Source organism: Geobacillus sp. ZGt-1 (assembly GCF_001026865.1).
GTDB lineage: Bacteria > Bacillota > Bacilli > Bacillales > Anoxybacillaceae > Geobacillus > Geobacillus thermoleovorans.
Genome location: NZ_LDPD01000026.1, coordinates 173,932 through 180,277, shown reverse-complemented (window position 1 = coordinate 180,277; position 6,346 = coordinate 173,932). Strand labels below are relative to the sequence as shown.

The window sequence follows — 6,346 nt, the reverse complement described above, 5'->3', positions numbered from 1 at the left end:
ATTGTTAGAAAGTATGATTATAAACCCCTCTAATGCAAAGATACAAGTGATTTCAAACCTTTTGCGTATCTTGAAAGAAAAAGGTTACACTATGGAACAGATCCGAGGAAAAGTGGTAGAACAACTCATTTTAACTGGGACACTACAGGAAATTGAGGATTTAACATTTGTTGTTGAGAATGGGGTAATCAAAAAAGTGTGCCTCCAAGGTTATCGTCCAAAATATTACGCAAATGTGGAACCAACAAAAATAGAAATCAATGAATCAGTAAATATTTAAAAAATAGTTTCCAATCATATTGTCCTTTTTTGGTTTTTGATGACCGAAATTTTAAATCGTTACGCCGTAATTTTATGATGAATGATAAATTTGCATCATTTAGTGTTAAAATACATAGTAAGATTGTACGAAAAAGGAACGATTAGCATTGTTGAGAGATGTCAGTAAGTGGGAACGAGTCGGGTATGGTAGAAAAAGTACACTGGAGAAAGAGGAATTGATATCTCCAGAGAAAATACATTATCTTATAAAATACCCGCGGCAGTTTAAAGAAGGAGTTTCTTGGGAGGATATTACAGAACTAATTGCCGCTGAAATTGGAGCTATATTTGGTTTAGAAATGATGAGTGTTGAGATTGTAACCAGAAACGGTAGAAGAGGATGTCTTCTACGAAATTTTGTAAAGGAATATGATGCAAAAATGACTGAAGAAGGTGGAGTTTTATTATCAGCGCTAGTCGACGATTATAAGGAGCTCCAAGAATCCTCGTTGAAGGACATGGAACTCATTGATGCTGGATTCAAAATAATGAAGAAATTTGTGTATTGGGAGACCATAAAATCAGAGTTTATAGATATGCAATTGTTTGATATTCTTATTGGCAATCAAGATAGGCACCCATTTAATTGGCAATTGCTATTTCTTGAAACAGGAGCAAAATTCTCTCCCATTTATGATAACGGTGCTTCTTTAGGGTTTCGATTTGAAGATGAAAAGCTGATACAAATGGTCTCGAATCCCCAAGAAATGAACAAATATACGGAAAAAACAAGTGTTAAGGCGGGTATATTTGAAAAGAAAAAGGTCAAAGCTAAAGACTTGTTAACATATATTAGTAAAAACTTTACAGATGAGTTTAATCAAAGTATCCAAAAGTTAGTTGAATTTGATTTAATAAGGTATTCTGATTTTATTCAATCATTAGATATTTTAAGCGAGGCACAAAAAGACTGGTTATTGAATATAGTGCCTTTTCGAAGAAAGAAAATATTGGAGTGGATTGGAAGGGATGATCAATAACATGAAAAAAGTTCATACACTTTTAGTGGTTTGGCAAAATCCTAAAACCCGTTCTTTTTATCATATAGGAACTCTTTCTCATTATGATGGCTATTATGAGTTCACTTACACCTATAATGCCTCTGGTCACGGAAAACTGAAAGATGCATTGAATAACGGGTATATGTTGCATCCGGCTTTCCCAGACCCAACTAAAATATATCGATCAAAGGAGCTGTTTCCGGCGTTTGAACGCCGATTGCCGTCACCAGATCGTGCGGATTTTAAAGCCATTTTGTCCGATTTAGGTCTGGATGAGAATTCCACTAAGATGGACTTGCTTCAACAAACACGTGGGCGGTTAGCCAGCGACACTTATTCTTTTGAGCAACCGCTGCGTCTTGAAGACGATGGAAAGCTGTGTGTCAGCTTTTTTGTTCATGGCATGCGCTATCAAAATCTTCCTCAAAATTGGGCAACATGGCTAGCCATTAACGAAACGTTGAAATTAGTACAAGAACCAACAAACACTTATGATCCCCATGCTGTTGCTATCTATACTCACGGAGGGAAGAAGCTTGGATATGTTCCAGCCTTTTATAGTAAGGCCGTCTTTTCCTTGTTAGAAAATGGAGCGAACCCTTCTGTTCGTGTTGTGTATATGAATGAAAAATCAACTCCTCATTGGTGGCTGAAAGTAGCCTTTGAGTGCGAGATTCCTTCTTTCCAAGGTGCAACATTGGATGAATTAGCCCCTGTTATGGGATAATACCTGCCGTGCTTCGAAGTTTGTCAAAGATTTAACATTAGCAGGGATGGCTTGATCCATTGCCATGGCTATTTATAACCCTCGGCAACGGCTTAGGCTATTCCGCCAACGAAGTCGTTGAAACAGATGAAAAAGGGACCAGTCGCAAAGCCGTCATGGAATCCAACGACTGACTGAGCGCTCCGACGTGCTTTGTCGCCTCATCGGAGAAGATGGATAAGGAAACTGGACTGAGAAGCGGAATATTCGCTTGAAGAAATTATTGCAAGCGCATAGAAATGGCATAGTGGAAAGGTGAAGGAAATACAAAGGCCTCCTGCTGAATGAGTGTTGTCAGCGGGAGGCTGAATTGCCCGTCTTCATCAATCAATCATTGTTAAAATCTAATCTTTTAGATCAATAATGCGCAAATGTTTTGGGGACGAATCGGTGCCAGTTATAATCATCGGCACTAGCGAATCTTGTTTATGAAGCCCCCCGTGGCTTGCTCCTCCAACATGAGTTGGAGAGCCTTCACCGATAAATTCAAATCCCGGTTTAGCACTTGCAACAAGATAATTTCCTCCATGAGAAGTCAGCGAGCTGTACAATCGGGCCAGTGCATCCGGATATTCATCATAAAAAATCTTATTGTTCTTTACCGTAAGATTCAAAACGCCTGCATCTCCTGCTAGATCCCACGATTGTTCATACTCATCCACCAATGGCCCATTCGGTTTAAAAATGAGTCTTCCCGGCCGAACTCCAGATATGACGTGCACGGATTCTTTTTCCATCCAGGCAATGACATCCACTCTGTCGTCTTTTTGCAGCGTTTTCGCGATATCCGGAAGTGGCGCTCACCACCCGAAATTTGTCGAAATATTGGTAATTGAAAGATAAAGGGGAGGGTATTACAATGATGGGTGAGAACTAATGTTCTGTGATTGGGAGGGATGGATGAGTGACGGTGAAGATTTTAAGCATTGGGTTGAGGGGGTTAGAAGGGTATCGGGTGCAGGTGGAGGTGCAGGAGGTGCCTGGGATTGCGGCGATGGTGATTGTTGGGTTGCCGGATGCGTCGGTGAAAGAGGCAAAGGAACGTGTTCTTGCTTCGCTTTATGCTTTCGGATGCGACTTTTTTGATAAAAGGCTTGTTGTTCATTTGTCTCCGCCGGAGCGGAAAAAGCATAGCCCGATGTTTGATTTGGCGATGGCGATTGGGATTTTGAAGGCAATGGGCAAGCTGACAGCGCCGGTTTCCCCGGATGCAGCGTTTTTAGGTTCGTTATCGTTGGATGGAGCGATTCAGCCGGTGGATGGCATGCTTCCAGCGATATTGGCAGCAAAGAAGCTCGGTTTTCAAAAAGTATACCTTCCGTATGATCCCGCACTTCCGCTTCATCATTTGAAAGATCTCGATTGTATCTTTGTTCAGACATTGGAAGAAGCGGTGCAATATCTGCAAGGACAACGTGTTCTTTCGTTACCCCCAGCTTTTCGCACTCCTGAAATCATAGACTCCCCGCGAAAGCATCATCGGGATTTTCAATCGATTATTGGCCATCATCAAGCAAAGCGAGCATTGGAGATCGCAGCGGCAGGCGGACATAACGTGTTAATGGTTGGACCGCCTGGGTGCGGGAAAAGTTTGTTGGCGGAAACGTTTCCGACGATTTTGCCGAGCCTTACTCATGATGCACAGTTAGAGGTGATCAGTTTGTACCAGCTGGCAGGGGAAAAAATCGAGAGTGGCCATCCGCCTTTTCGTCATCCGCATCATTCCGCTTCATCGGTTTCTTTAATTGGCGGGGGAACGCACCCAAAGCCTGGCGAGGTGTCGCTGGCACATCGCGGTGTTTTGTTTCTCGATGAAATGGCGGAATTTGCGAAAAAGACGCTGGATATGCTTCGCCAGCCGTTAGAGACGGGGAAAGTGACGATTAGCCGTATTTCGTCGACGGTGACATATCCCGCGGACTTTATTTTGCTTGGGGCGATGAATCCGTGTCCGTGTGGATATTTAGGCTCAAGAACGCGCTATTGCACATGCAGTCCGAAACAAATTCAAGCGTATCGAAATCGTGTTTCCGGGCCGATTTATGACCGGATGGATGTTTTATTATCATTGGAAGTCATTGATTTCACCAAAGAAACGAGGGTTTCGGAATCTTCGGAAACCATAAGGAAAAGAGTAGAAGAAGCAAGAAGAAAGCAATATGAACGTTACGGAAAAGAAATAACGAATGGGCGTGTTTCTTTTGAGTTATTAATGGAAAAAAGCCCGCTTGCCAACAGGCAGCAACTTCTGTTGCAGCAATGGGCATCCCAACATCAATGGAGCAATCGTGTACAAACGAAAATCATTCGGTTGGCAAGGACCATTTCCGATTTAAAGGGAACCGAAAAGATAGCGGATGAATCGCTTTGGGAAGCGATGACGCTGAGATGGATGAAAACATATACGAAGCAACAGGCAACAGCGAGGTAAAAAGAATGGGACGGCAAAAGCGGATCTGGGTGCCCCATCGGTTTTATCATATCGTTTGCCGCGGCAATCGGCGTGATCCCCTATTCAAGGAAACAAATGATTTTCTCGCTTTTCTTCATATCCTCCACCAGCTTCACGAAAAAATCCCATTTGAAGTAGCCGCATATTGCCTTATGACGAATCACTTTCACCTGCAGCTGCGCTCAAAACAGGAGCCGATTTCGAAAGTCATGGCGCTCATGAACAAACGGTATGCGAATTATTATAATACTCGCTATCGTTTGACGGGACATGTATTTGAAAAACGTTATTATGGTAAATGGATTGACAATGACAGTGGAATGTTGGAAGTGAGTCGATATATTCATCTCAATCCTGTAGAAGCTCATATTGTAAATTAGCACATTAATAAAGTGATAATTTACACTCATATGGTGCATGCGCCGGAACATTACCGATGGAGAGTTTATTTGTATATGCATCCAAAATCGCTGCCCCCGAAATTTATGAATATGGATGCATGATTAGATTACTTTTCAGGCACAAAAACAGAGTGGAAGAAAAAATATGCTGAATTTGTGAGGGGGTGAGGGTGCCTGTCACTTGTCAGCCATCGAAAGCGCGTGGAAATGGCATCAGCGGAAAGGACGATGATTAGGCCGCCCCTTGGTGGGGCGGTTTATTTATAGGCATTTTCTATATACAGCGGTTTCCCTAATGAAATGAGTGCAAGAAAATTCTTTAAGGTATAAAATATAATTACAATACCGTTTTAAAAGGGAGAGGAAAGGTATATGGAAGGGAATATGGAAAAGAGGCCCTTCAATGTTTATTGTAATTCCATTAGTTTAAGTATGAGTCTTCATGATATCATCCTTAATCTTCAACAGCAATCGCCCGATGAGAATATATACCTCGGAAAGGTTACTATGAGCCCACAACACGCCAAACAATTTGCCTATTTGTTATTGAATTACATTAAGCAGTATGAAGAGATATTCGGCGAAATCCCTTCCCCGCCAAGCGAGGAAAAGATTCAGGAACTTTCGCAATTAGGTATTATTGGTGTGAAGAGTGAGCAATAATGGAAGGTAACAAGATCAATACAGACTACATATTTATAACTGAGGACCCTCTAGGCAGAGAGGTGCGGCTTAAAAGCACAACGTGGAATTATCATATTGTTGGTGGGGATCATACAAGGGAAGAGTTTATAGGCCAAGAAGATATGGTCAAGAGCGTCATTCAAGATCCTTGTGTTATATTACCAAATAATCCGGACGATCAGCATGATACAAGACAAAAATATATAGATCTTGTGCAATTGCCTAAGTTTAAGTCGCTAAAGGCATTGGTCGTTATTGTCGACCATAAAGACGAAGCGTATGGTGACGTTGTTACCGTCATCGCCAAAAGCAGGTTAAACCAAGAGACAGGAGGTGCGATTTATGTTCGTCCAAAATTTACAGGAAAACGTTAAATACTCCTATGACTATGATCACGATGTTCTTTATATTTATTTGGGCGAACCAAAAGTGTCGTACGATGACGAAGCAGCTCCTGGTGTGTTTATCCGGTTTTCTGAAGAGGATGAGGTCATTACTGGCATTGTGATTATGGACTACAAGAAGCGGGATATTGAGAGTATAAAGAAGTTTATACCGGTGAATATTAATTTTCATATGATTAACGAACAAATCCATTAGTTTTGGCCGATTTTGCCTCTGGCATGGACTCAACTATATCATCCTTCGCTACTTTAATGCGGATGGGGCGCACGAGTCGGGGGCAAAGCGGTTTTATTTTCTAGAGGGCTGGTGAAAAACG

Annotated in this window: 7 protein-coding genes and 2 pseudogenes; 8 read left to right on the top strand and 1 reads right to left on the bottom strand. The window is 41.8% G+C overall.

From position 1 onward, the window contains the following. From VU18_RS14410 to VU18_RS14400, 3 genes and pseudogenes are all read left to right on the top strand, one after another. Window positions 1-280 (top strand): annotated as a pseudogene (locus VU18_RS14410) (caspase family protein); the annotation flags it as partial. A 148-nt stretch (window positions 281-428) separates the two neighbouring features. Further along, entirely contained in the window at window positions 429-1,301 is an 873-nt protein-coding gene (locus tag VU18_RS14405) for a HipA domain-containing protein (RefSeq protein WP_047758338.1), read from the top strand. Then, window positions 1,291-2,049: an HIRAN domain-containing protein gene (locus tag VU18_RS14400; protein WP_236687423.1), complete on the top strand. Its 759-nt coding sequence runs from the start codon at window positions 1,291-1,293 to the stop codon at window positions 2,047-2,049. The genes VU18_RS14405 and VU18_RS14400 overlap by 11 nt, the downstream gene beginning before the upstream one ends. Window positions 2,050-2,432: 383 nt before the next feature. Here the strand turns inward: VU18_RS14400 and VU18_RS17625 are convergent. Next, a pseudogene (locus tag VU18_RS17625) lies at window positions 2,433-2,888 on the bottom strand (alkaline phosphatase family protein); the annotation flags it as partial. A gap of 104 nt (window positions 2,889-2,992) precedes the next feature. Between VU18_RS17625 and VU18_RS14395 the strand changes: the two are divergent. The 5 genes from VU18_RS14395 to VU18_RS14375 all read left to right on the top strand — a co-directional run bounded on the left by VU18_RS14395 (window position 2,993) and on the right by VU18_RS14375 (window position 6,225). Beyond that, complete coding sequence (locus VU18_RS14395; RefSeq protein ID WP_023634262.1) at window positions 2,993-4,519, top strand: YifB family Mg chelatase-like AAA ATPase; 1,527 nt, start codon at window positions 2,993-2,995, stop codon at window positions 4,517-4,519. Further along, entirely contained in the window at window positions 4,477-4,920 is a 444-nt protein-coding gene (locus tag VU18_RS14390) for a transposase (protein ID WP_236687419.1), read from the top strand. Before VU18_RS14395 ends, VU18_RS14390 begins: the two co-directional genes overlap by 43 nt. A 393-nt stretch (window positions 4,921-5,313) precedes the next feature. Then, window positions 5,314-5,604, top strand: a complete 291-nt coding sequence (locus VU18_RS14385; protein ID WP_021321464.1) for a DUF3467 domain-containing protein — start codon at window positions 5,314-5,316, stop codon at window positions 5,602-5,604. Further along, complete coding sequence (locus VU18_RS14380) at window positions 5,604-5,999, top strand: hypothetical protein (RefSeq protein ID WP_011232756.1); 396 nt, start codon at window positions 5,604-5,606, stop codon at window positions 5,997-5,999. The genes VU18_RS14385 and VU18_RS14380 overlap by 1 nt, the downstream gene beginning before the upstream one ends. Beyond that, window positions 5,968-6,225: a DUF2283 domain-containing protein gene (locus VU18_RS14375; RefSeq protein WP_011232755.1), complete on the top strand. Its 258-nt coding sequence runs from the start codon at window positions 5,968-5,970 to the stop codon at window positions 6,223-6,225. Before VU18_RS14380 ends, VU18_RS14375 begins: the two co-directional genes overlap by 32 nt. Window positions 6,226-6,346: the final 121 nt, after the last annotated feature.

Bases quoted from the DNA above. Each gene is read 5' to 3' on its own strand.
- VU18_RS14400 (WP_236687423.1), top strand. From the start codon at position 1,291: ATGATCAATAACATGAAAAAAGTTCATACACTTTTAGTGGTTTGGCAA.
- VU18_RS14390 (WP_236687419.1), top strand. From the start codon at position 4,477: ATGGATGAAAACATATACGAAGCAACAGGCAACAGCGAGGTAAAAAGA.
- VU18_RS14385 (WP_021321464.1), top strand. From the start codon at position 5,314: ATGGAAGGGAATATGGAAAAGAGGCCCTTCAATGTTTATTGTAATTCC.
- VU18_RS14380 (WP_011232756.1), top strand. From the start codon at position 5,604: ATGGAAGGTAACAAGATCAATACAGACTACATATTTATAACTGAGGAC.
- VU18_RS14375 (WP_011232755.1), top strand. From the start codon at position 5,968: ATGTTCGTCCAAAATTTACAGGAAAACGTTAAATACTCCTATGACTAT.